19 protein-coding genes and 1 tRNA gene are annotated in these 15977 nt (G+C 34.1%); 8 read left to right on the plus strand and 12 right to left on the minus strand.

Features of this window, described 5'->3' with window-relative positions; all coding sequences use genetic code 11:
• From O5O44_RS06115 to folP, 3 genes are read right to left on the minus strand one after another with little or no spacing between them, the layout of a single operon-like run.
• Window positions 1–786, minus strand: a complete 786-nt coding sequence (locus O5O44_RS06115) for a diadenylate cyclase (RefSeq protein ID WP_289196166.1) — start codon at window positions 784–786, stop codon at window positions 1–3.
• A gap of 35 nt (window positions 787–821) precedes the next feature.
• Window positions 822–1505 carry a hypothetical protein gene (locus tag O5O44_RS06120; RefSeq protein WP_289196167.1) on the minus strand — a complete coding sequence of 228 codons (684 nt, stop codon included), beginning with the start codon at window positions 1503–1505 and terminating at the stop codon, window positions 822–824.
• 2 nt (window positions 1506–1507) lie between these two features.
• The gene (gene folP / locus O5O44_RS06125) at window positions 1508–2335 is read right to left on the minus strand and encodes a dihydropteroate synthase (RefSeq protein WP_289196168.1); all 828 of its coding nucleotides are present in this window, start codon (window positions 2333–2335) and stop codon (window positions 1508–1510) included.
• A 104-nt stretch (window positions 2336–2439) separates the two neighbouring features.
• On the opposite strand from folP, the gene O5O44_RS06130 reads away from it, so the two are divergent.
• The 7 genes from O5O44_RS06130 to O5O44_RS06160 all read left to right on the plus strand — a co-directional run bounded on the left by O5O44_RS06130 (window position 2440) and on the right by O5O44_RS06160 (window position 8073).
• Window positions 2440–2985, plus strand: a complete 546-nt coding sequence (locus tag O5O44_RS06130; protein WP_289196169.1) for a DUF1599 domain-containing protein — start codon at window positions 2440–2442, stop codon at window positions 2983–2985.
• Entirely contained in the window at window positions 2982–4286 is a 1305-nt protein-coding gene (locus O5O44_RS06135) for a BT_3928 family protein (protein ID WP_289196170.1), read from the plus strand. The genes O5O44_RS06130 and O5O44_RS06135 overlap by 4 nt, the downstream gene beginning before the upstream one ends.
• Window positions 4287–4337: 51 nt before the next feature.
• Complete coding sequence (locus O5O44_RS06140; RefSeq protein ID WP_289196171.1) at window positions 4338–5414, plus strand: ABC transporter permease; 1077 nt, start codon at window positions 4338–4340, stop codon at window positions 5412–5414.
• A 39-nt stretch (window positions 5415–5453) separates the two neighbouring features.
• Window positions 5454–5942, plus strand: coding sequence for a TlpA family protein disulfide reductase (locus O5O44_RS06145; protein ID WP_289196172.1), 489 nt, complete (start codon window positions 5454–5456; stop codon window positions 5940–5942).
• Between the two features lie 38 nt (window positions 5943–5980).
• Window positions 5981–6730 (plus strand): triose-phosphate isomerase, encoded by a 750-nt coding sequence (tpiA, locus tag O5O44_RS06150; protein ID WP_019388787.1) that lies wholly within the window; start codon window positions 5981–5983, stop codon window positions 6728–6730.
• Between the two features lie 200 nt (window positions 6731–6930).
• Window positions 6931–7764 (plus strand): 50S ribosomal protein L11 methyltransferase, encoded by an 834-nt coding sequence (gene prmA / locus O5O44_RS06155; protein ID WP_289196173.1) that lies wholly within the window; start codon window positions 6931–6933, stop codon window positions 7762–7764.
• Between the two features lie 33 nt (window positions 7765–7797).
• Window positions 7798–8073, plus strand: coding sequence for an ATP-dependent Clp protease adaptor ClpS (locus O5O44_RS06160; protein ID WP_019388789.1), 276 nt, complete (start codon window positions 7798–7800; stop codon window positions 8071–8073).
• On the opposite strand, the gene O5O44_RS06165 is transcribed toward O5O44_RS06160, so the two are convergent.
• The 7 genes from O5O44_RS06165 to O5O44_RS06195 form a co-directional block, all read right to left on the minus strand.
• Window positions 8070–8339 (minus strand): heavy-metal-associated domain-containing protein, encoded by a 270-nt coding sequence (locus O5O44_RS06165; protein ID WP_289196174.1) that lies wholly within the window; start codon window positions 8337–8339, stop codon window positions 8070–8072. The genes O5O44_RS06160 and O5O44_RS06165 overlap by 4 nt on opposite strands.
• The gene (locus O5O44_RS06170; RefSeq protein ID WP_289196175.1) at window positions 8336–8542 is read right to left on the minus strand and encodes a YgaP family membrane protein; all 207 of its coding nucleotides are present in this window, start codon (window positions 8540–8542) and stop codon (window positions 8336–8338) included. The genes O5O44_RS06165 and O5O44_RS06170 overlap by 4 nt, the downstream gene beginning before the upstream one ends.
• An 18-nt stretch (window positions 8543–8560) precedes the next feature.
• Window positions 8561–9976 (minus strand): MBL fold metallo-hydrolase, encoded by a 1416-nt coding sequence (locus tag O5O44_RS06175; RefSeq protein ID WP_289196176.1) that lies wholly within the window; start codon window positions 9974–9976, stop codon window positions 8561–8563.
• 70 nt (window positions 9977–10046) lie between these two features.
• A complete protein-coding gene (locus O5O44_RS06180) occupies window positions 10047–10838 on the minus strand; it encodes a sulfite exporter TauE/SafE family protein (protein ID WP_019388793.1) in 792 nt (263 codons plus the stop codon).
• Complete coding sequence (locus O5O44_RS06185) at window positions 10839–11252, minus strand: DUF6691 family protein (RefSeq protein ID WP_019388794.1); 414 nt, start codon at window positions 11250–11252, stop codon at window positions 10839–10841.
• A 4-nt stretch (window positions 11253–11256) separates the two neighbouring features.
• Entirely contained in the window at window positions 11257–11820 is a 564-nt protein-coding gene (locus O5O44_RS06190; RefSeq protein WP_019388795.1) for a YeeE/YedE family protein, read from the minus strand.
• 216 nt (window positions 11821–12036) lie between these two features.
• On the minus strand, window positions 12037–12666 hold the full coding sequence (locus O5O44_RS06195) for a Crp/Fnr family transcriptional regulator (protein WP_019388796.1): 630 nt from the start codon (window positions 12664–12666) through the stop codon (window positions 12037–12039).
• Between the two features lie 86 nt (window positions 12667–12752).
• On the opposite strand from O5O44_RS06195, the gene O5O44_RS06200 reads away from it, so the two are divergent.
• A tRNA-Arg gene (locus tag O5O44_RS06200) sits at window positions 12753–12826 on the plus strand.
• A gap of 69 nt (window positions 12827–12895) precedes the next feature.
• Here the strand turns inward: O5O44_RS06200 and O5O44_RS06205 are convergent.
• A complete protein-coding gene (locus tag O5O44_RS06205) occupies window positions 12896–15625 on the minus strand; it encodes a hypothetical protein (RefSeq protein ID WP_289196177.1) in 2730 nt (909 codons plus the stop codon).
• 98 nt (window positions 15626–15723) lie between these two features.
• Complete coding sequence (locus O5O44_RS06210) at window positions 15724–15876, minus strand: SsrA-binding protein (RefSeq protein WP_289196178.1); 153 nt, start codon at window positions 15874–15876, stop codon at window positions 15724–15726.
• Window positions 15877–15977 lie beyond the last annotated feature (101 nt).

Below are 15977 nucleotides of genomic sequence, written 5' to 3' on the forward strand. Positions count from 1 at the left end.
CTAAACTAAATCTTCTTTTATCATTGCTGTAAGCTCGGTAGTATCATCGAAAACTACAAATTCACCATCTTTAAAATAGGATATATGTCCGGTTTCTTCACTTACTACAAGAGCTAGGGCATCGGTTTTTTCAGTAATTCCAATTGCTGCTCTATGACGTAAACCAAATCGCTGCGGAATTGATTTTTCATTGTTTACAGGGAGAATAACACGTGTTGCTTTAACAATATTATTACTAATAATTATGGCGCCATCGTGTAACGGACTATTCTTAAAAAAGATACTTTCAATAATAGGTTGGGTAACTTTTATATTCATTTCATCTCCAGAAGAGGATAAAAAATCTAAATTATTATTTCGCTCGAAAACAATAAGTGCTCCCGTTTTAGACATCGACATTTTATTACAAGCAGATATAATGGCATCAACATTGGTTTCATCATTAGTCTCTGTTTTTAAAAATTTAATTTGTTGCAGAAATTTGCGTCGCCTTCCAAAATTTGTAGACCCAACCATGAGCAAAAATTTTCTAATTTCTGGCTGAAATACAACTATTAACGCGATAATACCCACTTTCATAAAACCACCAAAAATACCAGTTAGCAGTTCCATATTCAGAAAATCCGTTAATCTCCAAGCGCCGTAAATAATAATGATTCCAATAAAAATGTTGATAGCAACGGTTCCTTTAATAAGTCTGTAAACATAGTAGAGTAGAAGTGCAACGAGAATAACATCTATAATATCTACAACAGTAAATTTTAAAAGGTCTTTAAAAATATCCAATGGTGGCGGGTTTTTGTAAATTTAGTAAAAAAGGCTTAATTAAAAATGAATTCTTTATTAGAGATTTTAGTATGTTTTAAATCTGTTTGTTCCATTATTGATTTATAGTCAATGTAGTTTTGGAAAGATAAATCTTCATTAAAATTCAATAAAATAATGCCTTTAATTGTATCGCATTTTTTTAGGTAATATGATAGACTGTCTTTTGTTGTTTCTACAATCATGGTTTTTAGCGACGTGCTTGCTATAGTAATTCCATTGTTGGCTTCAAAAGCTATCGCGGTAGAATTATTTGAATCTTCAAAATTTGAAATGGCACCAGAATAATTATCCAACGATTCAGTTTGATAAGCAATATCAGTAAACTCAATAAATCCTAAATTCTTTTTACTGGTATCACTACAGGTATAATAGTTTTTAGCATTTTCATTTTTATGACCAGCATTAGCCTTTTTGTTTTGTAAATATTGTATGTTAGGAATGACTTGTTTTAACGTCAAGCGCTTATCAACATTAACTAACCAATTCGTGGTGCTGATGAGGTTTTTTCTATTAAGTTCCACACCGTCCTCAGCTGTCTCATCATAAAATAAATACGCTGCCGAAACATCATTTATTTCAGATATTTCAGAATGACTTATCTCTGGTAATTGTACTACTTTTTCGTTTCCGCAGGATATGAAAACTAATAAAATGAACATGAAAAATATATACTTCATAATTATTTAAAATCTAACAATTCAACTAACTTAATACATTCTAAGGCTTCTTTAACATCATGAACTCTTAAAATTGAAGCACCCTTTTGTAAAGCCACTGTATTTAATACCGAAGTACCGTTCAAGGCCTCCTTTGCTGAATTTTTTAAGGGTTTATATATCATTGATTTTCTGGATACACCTACTAACAAAGGTTTTTCAATAGTATTAAAAAGCTGCAATTTGTTCAAAAGCTCAAAATTCTGCTCTAAAGTTTTAGCAAAACCAAAACCAGGATCGATAATAACATCAATAATCCCTGAGGCATTTGCAGCAGCAATACGTTCTGAAAAATAATATAAAATGTCTTTCAGTAAATCATCATATTCTGTAAGTTTTTGCATGGTTTTTGGGTTTCCGCGCATGTGCATCATAATATAAGGCACTTGTAATTTAGCAATGGTTGTTAGCATATTGCTATCTAATTTTCCCGCAGAAATATCGTTAATTATAGCAGCACCAGCTTCTATACATTTTTGTGCGACTTCGCTTCTAAAGGTGTCAATTGAAAGTATAACTTCTGGAAATGCTCTTAGAATTAAGTTTACAATTGGTAGAATACGATTTAATTCGTCGGTCTCACTAATATGCTCTGCATTGGGTCGCGAACTATAGGCTCCAACATCTATAAAAGTGGCACCTTCATTTAACATTTGCTCAACGTGTTTTAGAACTTCTCTTTCATTTTTGTGCTTACCACCATCATAGAAAGAGTCTGGGGTTATATTTAGTATTCCCATCACTTTTGGTGACGACAAATCAATCAGTTCGCCTTTGCAATTAATAGTCATTTATATTGTTTTGAATGGTGTTGGTACATAATTTAAAACTTTAAACCATAAACCTTGAAGGTTTTAATTATTTATGCGAAATTTACGCAAAATTCAATTTATAGATGCAAGATACTTCAAAACAATACGATGCGGTAATAGATACCTGTAAAAGTTTATTTGTAAAGAAAATGAGCGACTACGGAAGCGCTTGGAGAATTCTTAGATTACCATCTTTAACCGATCAAATTTTTATTAAAGCACAACGTATTAGAAGTCTACAACAAAACGAGGTTAGAAAAGTTGATGAGGGTGAAGCTAGTGAGTTTATTGGCATTATAAATTACTGCATTATGGCTTTAATTCAGTTGGAAAAAGGTGTTGTAGAACAACCCGATATGTCTACTGAAGAAGCCGCAAAATTATACGAAGAGAAAGTCGCTATAACGAAACAATTGATGGAAGATAAAAATCACGACTACGGCGAAGCATGGCGAGATATGCGTGTGAGTAGTTTAACCGATTTAATTTTACAAAAGTTGTTGCGTGTAAAACAAATTGAAGATAACCAAGGCAAAACAATAGTGAGCGAAGGTATTGATGCTAATTATCAAGATATGATTAACTATGCGGTTTTTGCAATGATTCATTTAAACGAAGGCAGGTCATGAAAGCAATAGTAAGTATATCAAGAATTTTAGTAGGTGTATTATTTATTTTTTCGGGATTTATAAAACTAAACGACCCATTAGGGTTTTCTTATAAATTACAAGAATATTTCAGTCCAGATGTATTAAATATTCCTTTTTTAGAACCTTACGCATTAATAATTTCAATTTTTGTTGTTGTTTTTGAAGTGGTTTTAGGGGTGTTTTTACTCATAGGTTATAAACCAAAATTTACAGTTTGGAGTTTATTGCTTATGATTTTGTTTTTTACATTTCTAACCTTTTACGCCGCTTATTTTGAAAAAGTAAAAGATTGCGGTTGCTTTGGCGATTTTATTAAACTGAAGCCTTGGGAAACCTTCTGGAAAGATGTGGCACTTTTGTTTTTTATACTCATTCTTTTTATTGGTGTGAAGTATATCAATCCTGTGTTTTCAAAATTGCCTACAACCATTCTTGCGCTTTTAAGTTTTATCATCAGTTTATGGTTTGGATACCATGTGCTGATGCATTTACCAACAATCGATTTTAGAGCTTATGCCATTGGTAAAAATATTCAAGAAGGTATGTTGATACCAGAAGATGCACCAAAACCAATTCAAGAATACAGTTGGAAGTTTAATGTAAATGGCGAAGAAAAAATTATAAAAACCAATGGATCTTATCCGTCTGTTGATGGCGAGTTTTTAGAGGTTGAAACAAAAGTTATTCAAGAAGGTTACACGCCACCGGTAGTCGATTTTTCCATTGAAAGTGCGGATGAAGATTTAACTACGCACTTCTTAGAACAAGAAAATCTAATTCTAGTGGTATCTTACAGTTTAGAAAGCATCGAACAACAAGGCGCTTTAAAACTGAAAGCGTTACAAGATAAAGCGAGAAAAAACAATTATCAAATTATAGGGTTAACAGCTTCAGGAGAAGATGCTAAAAAGCGAATAAATGAGGCTTATAATATTGATTTCAACTGGTATTTATGCGATGAAAAAGCACTAAAAACTGTGGTGCGTTCTAACCCAGGAGTTTTAGAATTAGATAAAGGTTTGGTGCAACAAAAAGTGCACTGGAATGATATTGAAGATTTGAAGCTTCCAAAGGTTGCAAAACAACCAGAACCAAAAAAAGCAGAGGAAATAGCCTATTTTGTGAATGGAGAACCATCAACAAAAGTAGAAGTAGAAGCAATAGATTCTGCTAACATTGAAAGTGTAAATGTTATTAAGGATTCTGTTCAAATTAAGGAATTGAATGCCTTAAATAAGACTACATATAAAGGAATTATCGAAATAGAGCTCAAGGATTAATCTGTATTTGAATTCAAAACAACTAAACGCATCAACAACTAATATTGTTTATTGATAAACTATCTACTAAATAAAATTTTTTACGCGTTACTGACTTTACTGGGAGTCGTTACAGTAATATTCTTTTTATTTAGCGTCCTTCCAGGAGATCCTGCACAAATGATGATGGGGCAAAATGATGATAGCGAACAATTAGCTATAATCAAGAAAAAATACGGTTTTGATAAGCCAATATCTACACAGTATTTGTATTACTTAAACGATTTATCTCCCATATCATTTCATTCTAATAATGCACAAGATTATACATTTCTAAGTGAAGGGAAATATAATGCAACATCGCTGTTTTCTTTTGGTAATACAATCACAGTATTAAAAAAGCCATACTTAAGAGAGTCTTTTGCGAAGCAAGGTAAACGTGTTAGTCAGGTATTATCTGAAACCTTGCCAAATACATTTGTTTTAGCGGTATCGGCAATTATTATAGCCATAATAATAGGAATTTTATTGGGTATTGTATCGGCACTCTATAAAGATCAATGGCTTGATAAGAGTATTCAAATTTTTAGCACTTTGGGGATGAGTATTCCTTCTTTTTTTAGTGCGATTTTATTCGCTTGGTTTTTTGGTTATATTTTACACGAATTCACCAATTTAGAAATGACGGGAAGTCTGTATGAACTTGATGATTTTGGTGAAGCCATGCATATTAAATGGAAAAATTTAATTTTGCCAGCTGTGGTTTTAGGAATTCGTCCGTTAGCTGTAGTCATTCAATTAATGAGAAATTCGTTATTAGAAGTTTTTAATCAAGATTATATCAGAACCGCACGTGCCAAAGGCTTAAGCGAATTTCAAATAATTAAAAAGCACGCCGTAAAGAATGCGCTAAACCCTGTTGTTACTGCAATTTCAGGTTGGTTTGCTTCCATGCTGGCAGGAGCAGTGTTTGTGGAGTACATTTTTGGTTGGAACGGCTTAGGAAAAGAGATTGTAAACGCCTTAAATACACTAGATTTACCTGTAATTATGGGTTCTGTGTTAATTATAGCCGTAATGTTTATAATAATCAATATTTTTGTAGATATTATTTACGTTTGGTTAGACCCAAAAGTAAAACTAGAATAATTACTGTAAAAGCAAGCACTTTACAAGTAGCCTTAACGTATGAAGAAAACACTGTATATCTTAATCCTATTTTTATCAGTTTTTAGCTGTAATTCGCAAGTACCAGCACAATTTTCAGAAGTCGCTCTAAATGATATGTTTGTCACTTTAGATGGTGATGATATAGCATTTAATAACATTTTAAAAGCCCAGAGCAATCAAACCATCGTTATAGATATTTGGGCATCTTGGTGTGGCGATTGTTTAAAAGGCATGCCAAAAGTAAAAGCATTACAAAAATCGTATCCAGATGCGTCTTATGTGTTTTTATCTTTAGATAAAAACCAAGAAGCTTGGAAACGAGGTATTAAAAAATATAAGATAAAGGGGAATCATTATTTCATGAAATCAGGTTGGGATGGTCCATTCGGAGAGTTTGTGAAACTAGATTGGATACCAAGATATATGGTAGTTGATACCCAAGGAAACATAAAATTATTCAAGGCTATAAAAGCCGATGACGATAACATAAAACAGAGTTTAAAATAATTAAATAAAATCCCAAACTTAAAAATGGGTATTATAAAATGAGAAAACAAATAGTAGCCGGAAACTGGAAGATGAACAATGATTTAGCACAAACCGAAGCGCTAATCACTGCCTTAAAAAAACAAACTAAAACTACTGATGCCGAAGTCATGATTGCGCCGACAGCAACCAATCTGTGGCAAGCATATAACTCGTTAAAAGATTCAAAAATCGAAGTTATAGCACAAAATATGCATTTTGCAGAAAATGGTGCTTACACTGGCGAAATCAGTGCAAGTATGTTAAAAAGCATCGGTATAAATACAGTTATTTTAGGACACAGTGAGCGTCGTGAGTATTTCAATGAAACCGACGAGCTGCTTGCTAAAAAGGTAGATGCTGCTCTTGCAAAAGGAATGCGCGTTATTTTTTGTTTTGGTGAAGAATTGGCCGACAGAAAAGCTGGAAAAGAAGAAACAGTAGTTGGAAACCAAATCAAAAACGCGTTGTTTCATTTAAATGCGGCGGCATTTCAAAATATCATTTTAGCTTACGAACCAGTATGGGCTATTGGAACTGGCGAAACTGCAAGTCCAGAGCAGGCGCAAGACATGCATGCATTCATCAGAAAAACACTTGCAGATAAATACGGAAACGATATTGCTGAAGAAGTTTCAATTCTTTACGGCGGAAGTGTAAAACCTGCTAATGCCGAAGAGATTTTCTCAAAACCAGATGTCGATGGAGGTTTAATTGGTGGAGCGTCGCTAAATGCCGATGATTTCTTTGCTATAGTAAACGCATTTTAAAAATTTATAGTTTTTAACATTTCCCGAACTAAGGAAATTTTTAAAAATAACTTGTGCGCCTACCTGCCGGCAGGCAGGTTACCACAAGGGTCGCGCTTTACACTTCAAGTCCTCGCTTTAGCGATATTAATCGCTAAAGCTGTGGGCTTTCCATTGCAATCGCTAACGCGGGTTAATCCGTCAAAATAATAGTTTAAGCCATGTCCAATACAATCTATATTGGTTACAACTTTAAAGTACAACCGCTTCAACCAGCAGTAGAAATACTCATTGCAGAATTGGGTTATGCCGGTTTTGAAAGTTTTGTTGAAAATGAAGATGGCGTTACGGCATACATTCAAAAAAAAGAGTGGAACCAAGATATTTTGGAAGATGTTCAAATACTAAACTCCAAGGAGTTCAATATTACCTATACTTTTGAAGACATCGAGCAAACCAATTGGAATGCCGAATGGGAAAAGAATTTCAATCCTATTGTAGTCGATGATAATTGTGCAGTTCGCGCGCCATTTCACGAAAAATTTAATGTGCAATTCGATATCATTATAGAACCAAAAATGAGTTTCGGTACAGGGCATCACGAAACTACACATATGATGATACAGCATATTTTAAAAAATGATTTTAAAGATAAATCTGTTTTAGATATGGGCTGCGGTACTGGCGTGTTGGCTATTTTAGCCGAATTAAAAGGCGCAAAACCAATAGATGCTATAGATTATGATAATTGGTGCTATCTCAACAGTTTAGAAAATGTAGAGCGTAATAATTGTAAACACATCACTGTTATTGAGGGAGATGCAACAGTGTTAAAAAATAAATACGACATTATAATTGCAAATATTAACCGAAACATCTTATTGCAAGATATGGCAACTTACATCTCGTGTTTAAATAAAAATGGCATGTTATTTTTAAGTGGATTTTATGATGACGATGTTGCATTAATCACTTACGAATGTGAAAAACATTTGTTAAAATTTGAAGAAAAACTAGAACGAAACAATTGGGTATCATTAAAATTTTTAAATTAGTAAAGAAATTAATCCCCAAAGATTGTTGAAATTATGAGTAATCAAGAAAAAACATCCGAAGAATTATTATTACAGGAAGAAGTCTTAACTCAAAACGAGATTGTGTTATATAACGACGAGGTAAACACCTTCGATCATGTTATTGAAACACTAATTTATGCCTGCGACCATACCGCAGAACAAGCAGAACAATGTTCGTTAATCGTGCATTATAAGGGAAAATGTACTGTAAAAACAGGCTTATACGACGATTTAAAACCACGTTGCTCTATGCTTTTAGAAGCAGGATTGAGTGCAGAAATCGTTTAATTATTCATTCTGCCAATAGCACAACTCACAAACGACTTTGCTTTTGTGGTAATGGCATTTTTATCTCCAACCTCAGGATATCCTATATCCACTAAAACGGCTTTCACTTTTGCAATAGTACTTTCATTTTCATAATCAAAAGTAACGGTGCTTGTTTCGTTATTTACTAAAATTTGTGAAACATCATCTAAACTAGAGAGTTTTTTAGTAATGGTATTAGCACAACCACCACATTTTAAATTTTGTATTTGTATTGTAGTATTCATTTTTTAGATTTTAAACTATTCACTCCTAAAATGCTATAAATAGGACAAAAATTTATAAAACTAGTTATTAGTAGAATAATGGCAACAACCATTAATATATAGGCTAGTGTTCCAGCAATAACATTAAAGTAATATAATAACGCCACTGTAATTGCTATGATGACTCTTAAGCCTTTATCTAAATTCCCAATGTTCTTTTTCATATGCGATTAGTTTAAGAATTAGTTTAAAGTTGATGGGCACACATAATTGGTTTTTGGCAAATCGGTTTTTTTCAAATCAGCAAAACCACCTGCCAAATCAACTAAATTGTTAAATCCACGAGCTTTTAAAATGGATGCAGCTATAACAGAACGATAACCTCCAGCACAGTGCACATAGTAAGTTTCGTTTTTATTAATAGCATTCATGTTATCGTTAATATAGTCTAATGCAAAGTGTTTCACATTATCGCCTTCCAAATGTTCAGATTGGTATTCGCCATCTTTTCGAACATCTAAAACTTTAATATTTTGAGATTTAAAAATTTCAGAAAAGGTTTCAGCATCAATAGATTCAATGGTTTCAATATCTTTTCCAGCTTTTTCCCAAGCCTGTAAACCGCCTTCCAAATAACCTAAGGTATTGTCGTAACCAACCCTAGAAAGTCTTGTAACGGTTTCTTTTTCTTTGCCTTTAGGAGTAACTAATAAAATAGGTTGTTTTAAATCTGATATTAAAGCACCAACCCAAGGCGCGAAAGAGCCATTTAAACCTATAAATATCGAGTTCGGTATATGTGCTTTTACAAATTCCTTTTCGCTTCGCACATCTAATACTAGGGCATCTTCATTATTCGCTATATTTTCAAATTCTTCTGGATTTAAAGGTGTATCACCTTTTTTCAAAATGGTTTCAAAAGCATCATATCCAGATTTATTCATCATGGCATTTTTAGCAAAATATTGCGGTGGTGGTGCAATACCAGTTAAAACTTCTTTAACAAACTCTTCTCTGGTCATGTCTGCTCGAAGCGCATAGTTTGTTTTCTTTTGTTCGCCTAAAACACCAACAGTTTCTTTACTTAAATTTTTTCCACATGCAGATCCTGCACCATGAGCCGGATAAACAATAACATCATCTGGTAAAGGCATTATCTTATTACGCAGAGAATCATATAACATACTCGCTAAATCTTCTTTTGTTAAATCTGATTTTATAGCTAAATCTGGTCGTCCAACATCACCTAAAAACAGGGTGTCACCAGAGAAAATTGCGTGTTCTTTTCCATTTTCGTCTAATAACAGATAGGTTGAAGATTCTAGTGTGTGTCCGGGTGTATGCAATACCTTAATGGTGATATTACCCACTTTAAACGCTTCATTATCTTTGGCTTCATGAATATCATAACTGGTTTTAGCACCAGGGCCAAATATTATTTTAGCGCCTGTTTTTTTTGCTAAATCAATATGTCCTGAAACAAAATCGGCATGAAAATGGGTTTCAAAAATATATTTGATTTTGGCATTTTCTTTATTCGCTTTGTCAACATATTGTTGTGTTTCTCGCAAGGGGTCTATAATAGCAACTTCACCATTCGATTCAATGTAATAAGCTCCTTGGGCTAAACAGCCTGTATATATTTGTTCAATTTTCATAACTAATCTTAATTGTCTTAAAATTACAAAACCTTAATCAATCGAAATGTGATTTAGGTCAGATTTAATACTATTTTAACTCTTTGTAAATGATATATATAGCCATAATTAATACAAAGTAGCCGAAACTCTTTTTTAATTTAGGGCCACTAATAAATTTTGATAAAAACACGCCTAAAACGATTCCGAAAACTGAAATTAATGTAAATGTCAACAAGAATACCCATTCAATTTCTAAAGTTTGAACGTCACCGATAAATCCTATTAATGAATTTATAGTTACAATAATTAACGATGTTCCTACGGCTTTTTTCATAGGAATATTTGCCCAAATCACTAAAGCTGGGACGTACAAAAAACCACCGCCGGCACCAATAATTCCCGTAATTGTTCCTATTACTAAGCCTTGAACAAATGTTTTGTAATAAGGTTGACTCTTTGAACTTACTTCCAGTTCTTTTCTATTTTTAATCATAGAAATAGAGGCCAAAAGCATGATAATGGCAAAAAATATCATGATGCCCATCCCTTTTGAAAGTTGAAAGTCTCCTATAGATAACAGAGTTTCTGGTATTCCTGGAACCAAATAGCGTCGTGATAAATATACTGCGACAAAAGACGGGAATGAGAAAGCTAATCCTGTTTTAAAATCAACCAGACCTTTTTTGTGCTTTTGATAGGTGCCCACCATTGATGATGTGCCCACTACAAAAAGAGAATATGCTGTAGCAATGACAGGATTATAACCAAGTAAGTAAACCAAAAGAGGAACTGTTAAAATGGAGCCACCACCACCTATAAGTCCTAAAACTAGACCTACGATTAGTGCTCCTAAGTATCCTAACATTTCGGTTAAATCCATTTAGTGCGGTAATTTGTTTTTTACAAGTCCGTATATGAAAGTTCCAACTATGGCAGCAGCTATAACAATTATCATGCTCCAAACTCCGGTACCTAAAAGGATGTACATTGGCCCTGGACATGCACCTATAAGCGCCCAACCAAAACCAAATATTATTCCACCAACAATGTATCTAACTAATCCATGTTCTTTTTTAGGAACATGTATTTTTGAGCCTGTGATGCTTTTTATATATCCTTTATTTGAAATTTGAAGAAATACAATTCCAGTAATTATGGCTGTACCAATAATGCCATACATGTGGAAAGATTGAAACCTAAACATTTCATAAATGCGGTACCATGAAACGGCTTCAGATTTCACCAAAATGATACCAAAAAATATACCTACTAATAAAAATCTTAATGCTTTCATATGTTTAAAATATTAGAGGTAATAAAAAATTTGCCATGACTAAACCGCCTATAAAAAAACCTATTACAGCAATTAAAGATGGTTTTTGTAAACTACTTAAACCAGAAATAGCATGACCTGAAGTACAGCCAGCGGCATAGCGCGTACCGAAACCTACCAAAAGGCCACCAACTACCAATAATAAGAGTGTACTTGGTGAGTTTAAATTTTCTAAACCAAAAAGTTCGTTTGGTACTAGGCTTTTTCCTGGATTATTAAACCCCATTTTTTCTAGTTCTCCAATGGTAGTAGGGTTTAAATTGGTTCCGCTGTCATTGGATAAAAATTGTACAGCAATAAAACCCCCAATTATAGATCCTAGAACAACAGTTAAATTCCAGAGTTTATCTTTCCAATTAACATTGAAAAAATCTGAGAATTTACCAGCTCCAGCCATTGAGCACATGGTGCTAAGGTTTGATGACATGCCGAAAGTTTTACCAAAGTAGAGTAGAAGTGCCATAACAAAGGCAATTAATGGCCCTGAAACATACCAAGGCCATGGATTTAAAATGAATTGTAAGTCCATGAATTTCTGCGAATTTAAATTAGTCGAATTTAAGTTATGTAATATTTGTTACTTATTAATGCCGAAAGATACGTAAAGTGTTTGAACCATAGGTCTTGACCGCGTTAGGGATTGAAATGGAAAGCCCACAGCTGAGGTACGAAGCGAGGACTTGAAGTGTAAAGCCCGACCCTTGTGGTAACCTGCCTGCCGGCAGGCAGGCGCCCTAATAACGGTTTACAATATTTCTATTTTGTTTCTGCTGAGTTTGATTTTGTTTTCGTTTTCGAGTTGCTTTAACAGTCTTGAAATAACCACGCGCGAAGTATGTAAGTCTTCAGCGATGTCTAAATGTTTTACAACTAAGGTTTTTGACGCATGCAGTTTAGTTTTGTTTATGAGATAGTTGTAGAGGCGCTCGTCCATTTTTAAGAATGCTATACTATCTATGGCTTCTAGCATTTCATCGAATCGGGTTTGGTAGCTTTGAATGATGAAATTTCTCCAGCTCTCATTGTTATGAAACCATTTTTGCATGTTTTGAACAGGAATCATAATTAGGGTTGAGTCTTGTTCAGCAACCGCTCTAATCTTACTTTTTGTGGTACCCATACAACAGGTAAGGGACATGGTGCAGGTTTCGCCAGCTTCTAAAAAATAGATAAGGAGCTCGTTACCACCTTCGTCTTCACGGAGTATTTTGATGTTTCCATTTAGAAGAATAGGAATGTGCGTTAGTGGTTGGTTGATATCTATGATGATGTCATCCTTTTTAAAAGAAACTAATTTACCAACAGTATCTATTTCGTTGAGGAGCGCTTCATCAAAAATAGAATTGAATTTATTTTGTAGTACGTTTGAATTCATATTCAAAAGTAATGAATTTAAAAAAATTGAAAGAAATTGTTTGGTGGAGTTTTAATAAAAAATGTATATTTGCACCCACGAAAAAAGGCCATGTGGCGCAACTGAATAGCGCACTTGATTACGGCTCAAGAGGTTGCAGGTTTGAATCCTGCCATGGTCACAAAAATATTACTAGAGAAAAAGTATTTAAAAGCGAGTTTCAATTTTGAAACTCGCTTTTTTTTATTCGCTATTCTATACATTTTAGCTTATCCATAAAGAACTCTTTGTATTCTATAAAAGGAATGATTTTAATGTCTTCGGTTCCGCGAAGTTCAATAGATTTTATGGGAGCAGTTTTTAATATTTCTATATGTGTATCGGATAATCTTGCTTTGAAAAGAAATACTTCTCCGCATTCGATATCCCAAGAATGATAAAATGCTATGGTACGATCGTTTTCTAGGGTTACACGTACGCTAGATCTTTGGTTTGGTAAATATGTGGCGCAACCTAAATCATCTGTTAGATTGAAAAAGATGTCTGTTTTTCTACCTTGTTTGTAAAGCTCTACTGTTAGATTTTTACCTAAGGTATAAGGCTCAGTTCTTATAGTTGTGATGTTATAGAATTTATCATATTCATTAATCTGGTAATGACAAGAGTCTCTAAACTTCATCCTTTCTAACAAGGCCTTTTGTTTACGTTCTTCTTCAGCAGATTTAGAAGCGATCTTTTGATTTTCAGTTGCGTTATTTGTGTTGTTTCTTATTCTTTCTAATGCTAAGCGTTCTTGTTGTAAAACTTGAGCGATAGAATCGTTTTGTCTTTTAAGCTTTTGTAATTCTTTACGTTCCTTTTCTATTGCTTGGGCGACAGAATCTTTAATTCTTTTCTCTAGAAGTAGTTTTGCTTGTGCCTCTTGACTCTGATTCAACTTATTTTGTTCCTGAGCTGCTGCTAATGCTTTTTGTTGTGCTTGCGCTTTTGCAACGGAGTCGTTTCTTTTTCTAAGAAGCTCGAGTTCTTTTTGCCTTTCTACTTCAGCTTTGGCAATCGCTTCTTGCTTTTTTCTTTCGTCCAATGCTTTTTGTGCTGCTTGAACTTTGGCAACAGAGTCGTTTCTTTTTCTTAGTAGCTCCAGTGCTTTCTCTTGTGCTTCTTTTTCTGCTTTAATTATAGAGTCGTTACGTTTTCGCAGTGCTATTAGCTTTTCTGCTTCTGCTTCAGCTTTGGCAATAGAATCTTTTTTGGCTTGTTCCAAACGCAGGCGTTCTTCTTCGGCTTTAGCTTTTATTATAGAGTCGTTACGTTTTTGCAACGTAAGGAGTCTTTCTGCTTCGGCTTGAGCCTCAGCTTTTGCTTTAGCGATAGAATCTTGTTTTTGCTTTTCTTCTAATCGTCTTTTTTGTTCTAAACCTACTTGGGCTAAAGAATCTTTTTTGGCTTGTTCCAAACGCAGGCGTTCTTCTTCGGCTTTAGCTTTTATTATAGAGTCGTTACGTTTTTGCAACGCAAGGAGTCTTTCTGCTTCGGCTTGAGCCTCAGCTTTTGCTTTGGCGATAGAGTCTTGCTTTTGCTTTTCTTCTAATCGTCTTTTTTGTTCTAAAGCTACTTGGGCTAAAGAATCTTTTTTGACTTGCGCTAAACGCAGTCGTTCTTCTTCGGCTTTGGCTTTTGCAATGGAGTCGTTACGCTTTTGTAATGTAAGGAGTCTTTCAGCTTCAGCTTGAGCCTCAGCTTTTGCTTTGGCGATAGAGTCTTGCTTTTGCTTTTCTTCTAGAAGTCTTTTTTGTTCTAAAGCTACTTGGGCTAAAGAATCTTTTTTGGCTTGTTCTAAACGCAGGCGTTCTTCTTCGGCTTTCGCTTTTGCAATGGAGTCGTTACGTTTTTGTAAGGCTAAAAGTCTTTCAGCTTCAGCTTGGGCTTCCGCTTTTGCTTTAGCGATTGAATCTTGTTTTCGTTTTTCTTCTAGAAGTCTTTTTTGTTCTAAAGCTACTCGGGCCAAAGAATCTTTTTTGGCTTGCACTAAACGCAGTCGTTCTTCTTCGGCTTTCGCTTTTGCAATGGAGTCGTTACGTTTTTGTAAGGCTAAAAGTCTTTCAGCTTCAGCTTGGGCTTCCGCTTTTGCTTTAGCGATTGAATCTTGTTTTCGTTTTTCTTCTAGAAGTCTTTTTTGTTCTAAAGCTACTCGGGCCAAAGAATCTTTTTTGGCTTGCACTAAACGCAGTCGTTCTTCTTCGGCTTTAGCTTTTGCAATGGAGTCGTTACGTTTTTGTAAGGCTAAAAGTCTTTCAGCTTCAGCTTGGGCTTCCGCTTTTGCTTTAGCGATTGAATCTTGTTTTCGTTTTTCTTCTAGAAGTCTTTTTTGTTCTAAAGCTACTCGGGCCAAAGAATCTTTTTTGGCTTGCACTAAACGCAGGCGTTCTTCTTCGGCTTTCGCTTTTGCAATGGAGTCGTTACGTTTTTGTAAGGCTAAAAGTCTTTCAGCTTCAACTTTAGCCTTAGCAATGGAGTCATTACGTTTTTTCTCCACCAGTATTCTATTGGCTTCAGCTTCAATTGCTGCAATTGAATCTTTCTTTCGTTGTTCGATTAAAGCTTTTTCTGCATTGGCTTTATTCGCTATTTCGTCTAATTTTCTTTGTCTTTCTTTCCTTTCGGCAATAGCTTTTATTCTTTGAGCTTCTTCATGATCGAAATATAAATCCATCATTTGCTCATTCACAAAGAGATATTGATCTTTTACAAAGCCAACAAGGTCTTTATATTTTACTTTGTAGGTATAACTGCCTAAGTAGCTAGTTACGATACATCTTTCGTTCTCTTTAAATTCAGCAATAGTTTCAGAATTTGATGCTTCAGTGGCATAAAGCGCACCATCTTGAGCGAATTTGGTAGCAATTTTGGCTTCTTCTTGAGCAAATAGGTTTATGGTGAAGCTTAAAAATAATATTAATGGATAAATATGTTTAACCATGAGTGTTCGATTTGTGGGGCTTTTTTTAATTATTGTACAAATGTAATATACCAATCATTTAAAAAACAAAATTTAAGCCAAAATGCAAATTTTACCTATCAATTTAATGCATTTCTGGTTACAAACCATCTCCAGCCTATAATTGCTATTTGTATTTTAGTGGCTTTAGCTAAATCTAATTGTTTTTTGGAATAACTCGGTAAGATGAGTTTGTTAACCTTTGCTAATATTTTAAAAACTTGCTTTTTCACGTTGCTGTCTGTTTTAATGCAAAAATAGTAAAACTTATTCTAGACTAAGTTTTACAGCATTTTGATTAAATAAGTGCGATTAGAAATAATATCACACTAAT

It is taken from the genome of Algibacter luteus (assembly GCF_030344935.1).
Taxonomy (GTDB): domain Bacteria; phylum Bacteroidota; class Bacteroidia; order Flavobacteriales; family Flavobacteriaceae; genus Arenitalea; species Arenitalea lutea.